This is a genomic window from Paenirhizobium selenitireducens ATCC BAA-1503, assembly GCF_000518785.1.
GTDB classification, from domain to species: domain Bacteria; phylum Pseudomonadota; class Alphaproteobacteria; order Rhizobiales; family Rhizobiaceae; genus Allorhizobium; species Allorhizobium selenitireducens.
The window spans coordinates 1-2,759 of sequence record NZ_JAEG01000028.1 but is presented as its reverse complement, the minus strand read 5'-3'; the positions used below and the strand labels follow the sequence as shown (position 1 = coordinate 2,759).

General features: G+C 61.1%; 4 protein-coding genes. All 4 read right to left on the bottom strand.

Going from position 1 to position 2,759, the window contains the following annotated elements:
• Positions 1–197, bottom strand: a 197-nt coding sequence (locus L867_RS26045; protein ID WP_037174145.1) for a respiratory nitrate reductase subunit gamma, incomplete at its 3' end; no start/stop codon positions are given.
• A gap of 11 nt (positions 198–208) precedes the next feature.
• Entirely contained in the window at positions 209–922 is a 714-nt protein-coding gene (gene narJ, locus L867_RS0120875) for a nitrate reductase molybdenum cofactor assembly chaperone (protein WP_028738637.1), read from the bottom strand.
• Complete coding sequence (gene narH, locus L867_RS0120870) at positions 922–2,460, bottom strand: nitrate reductase subunit beta (RefSeq protein WP_028738636.1); 1,539 nt, start codon at positions 2,458–2,460, stop codon at positions 922–924. Before narH ends, narJ begins: the two co-directional genes overlap by 1 nt.
• Positions 2,457–2,759 (bottom strand): hypothetical protein (locus L867_RS26040; protein WP_037174144.1); only part of this gene is annotated, 303 nt, incomplete at its 5' end. The genes narH and L867_RS26040, both read right to left, overlap by 4 nt.

The following is a 2,759-nucleotide window of genomic DNA, read 5'->3' as shown; positions in this document are numbered from 1 at the left end:
CCGGCGAAGATGAACAGCACGCCGAGATGGAAGAGCACGGAGCCCCAGATCAGCTGCCTGCGGCGTAAGAGCTGGCTCGACCCCGAGCGCCAGGTATAAGGCTCCCGGTCATAGCGGATGATCGAGCCGAGGATCAGCACCACGAGCGCGATGTACGGGTAGATGCCGAACAAGAGCGAATTGAAAAAGTCAGACATGTCCTGCCCTCCTAAACCGGTATCGTGTTCAAGGGATCGTTCGGCTTGCGCGCCGCCGCCCTCATCTGTGTGCGCAGCCGGTCAGGGCCGCAGCTGTTGTCACCCGCATTGCCGCCGAAGGTGACGACCTCGTCCTCCCATATGCGGTCCATCGCCTCGAGGTCGTTCGGATCGTCCTCGGCGCCGTCCAGCAGCTCCTTCAGGAGCTTCTGGTCCGGCTTGCTTTTCGACACGAGGCCGAGAGCCGCAAAGGCGTTGGAATAGACTGATTCCCGTTTCCGCAGCCGCTCGCCGATCGCCGCCGTGATATGGCCGGTCTGGGCGAGCAGGTCATCGACCTCTTCCGTCGACAAGGTCGCGAGGAATTCGAGAAACAGCGGCAGATAGTCCGGCAGTTCCTTGGCGTCGATTTCGAAGCCCTGGTCCTCGTACATGGTCTTCAGGTCGACCATGGCCTGCCCACGGTCGCGGCTCTCGCCATGCACGTGCTCGAACAGGTTTAGCGAGAGCGACCGGCTACGGTCGAACAGGTACACGTAGCGCTCCTGAGCGTCGTAGAGGTCCTGTCCGGCGAGATCGTCGATCAGGCGGCCAAGCAGCAGCCTGACCTCCCGGGAGATCGTTTCGTCGGCGTCAAGCGCCGTCTTGAGTCCCGGTGCTCCTGCGACAAGTTCCTCGGTCGGATAGCTGAGCAACAGCGATATTGCCTTCAGTGCCTTGTGCATCAGACATGCTCCTTGAAGAGATCGGTCGGGGTCTGGACCACCTTGCGGCGCTTGGCACCGAAGAGGTCGCTGTCCGACGTGCCGCCCGAGCAGCCATTGCCGAAGGAGAAGCCACAGGAGCCACGAACGTCATAGGCGTCCTCGGTCACCTCGCGATGCGTCGTCGGAATGACGAAGCGGTCCTCGTAGTTGGCGATCGCCATGATGTGATACATTTCCTCGATCATCTCGGCACTCATGCCAACCTTGGCGGCGATCGACGTGTCGATGACGCCGTCGATCGTCTTCGAGCGCATGTATGCGCGCATGGCGAGCATGCGCTCCAGTGCCGAGATCACGGGGGCTTCCTTGCCGGCCGTCAGCAGGTTGGCGAGATAGCGAACCGGGATGCGCAGCGAGCGCACGTCCGGCAGCGGGCCGTCCATGCCGAGCTTGCCCGACTGCGCCGCCGACTGCAGCGGCGAAAGTGGCGGGATGTACCAGACCATCGGCAGCGTGCGGTATTCCGGGTGGAGCGGGAAAGCGATCTTCCAGTCCATCGCCATCTTGTAGACCGGCGACCGTTTCGCCGCTTCCAGCCAGGCATCCGGAATGCCATCCTTGCGCGCCTGCTCGATGACGGCAGGATCGTTGGGATCGAGGAAGATTTTCAGCTGTTCCTCGTATAGGTCCTGCTCATTGGCCGTGGATGCGGCCTCCGAAATCCGGTCGGCATCGTAAAGGATGACGCCGAGATAGCGGATGCGCCCGACGCAGGTTTCCGAGCAAACGGTCGGATGGCCGGCCTCGATGCGAGGATAGCAGAAGATGCACTTCTCGGATTTGCCCGAGCTCCAGTTGTAGTAGATCTTCTTGTAGGGACAGCCCGACACGCACATGCGCCAGCCCCGGCATTTTTCCTGGTCGATCAGGACGATGCCGTCATCCTCGCGCTTGTAGATCGCCCCCGACGGGCAGGCCGCCGCACAGGTCGGGTTGAGGCAGTGCTCGCACAGCCTCGGCAGGTACATCATGAAGGTGTTCTCGAATTGGCCGTAGATCTCCTTCTGGATGCCCTCGAAATTGTAGTCCTTCGAGCGCTTCTCGAACTCGCCGCCGAGGATCTCCTCCCAGTTCGGACCCCATTCGATCTTTTCCATCCGCTCGCCGGTGATCATCGAGCGAGGTCGTGCCGTCGGCATGGCGCGGCTTTCGCCGGCTGTCTGCAGGTGGCCGTAGTCGAAGTCAAAGGGCTCGTAATAGTCGTCGATTTCCGGCAGGTCCGGATTGGCGAAAATCTTGGCGAGGATGCGCCACTTGGCGCCCATCTTCGGCTCGATCTTGCCGTTCGACTTCCTCACCCAGCCGCCGTTCCACTTCTTCTGGTTTTCCCATTCCTTGGGGAAACCGATGCCGGGCTTGGTCTCGACATTGTTGAACCAGGCGTATTCGACGCCTTCGCGGTTGGTCCAGACATTCTTGCAGGTGACCGAGCAGGTATGACACCCGATGCACTTGTCGAGGTTGAGGACCATGCCGATTTGCGCGCGGATTTTCATTCTGCCGGCTCCTTGTTGTATGGGATGCTTTCGGTGTGCGGCCCTTCCAGCCAGTCCACCTTGTCGAGTTTGCGGACCACGACGAACTCGTCCCGGTTGGAGCCGACCGTGCCGTAGTAGTTGAAACCGTAGGCCTGATGGGCGTAGCCGCCGATCATGTGGGTCGGCTTGGTGATGACGCGCGTGACCGAGTTGTGGATGCCGCCACGCTGGCCGGTGATCGGTGAACCGGGTGTATTCACGATCTTTTCCTGGGCGTGATACATGAAAATCGTCCCGTCCTTCATGCGCTGGGAAAC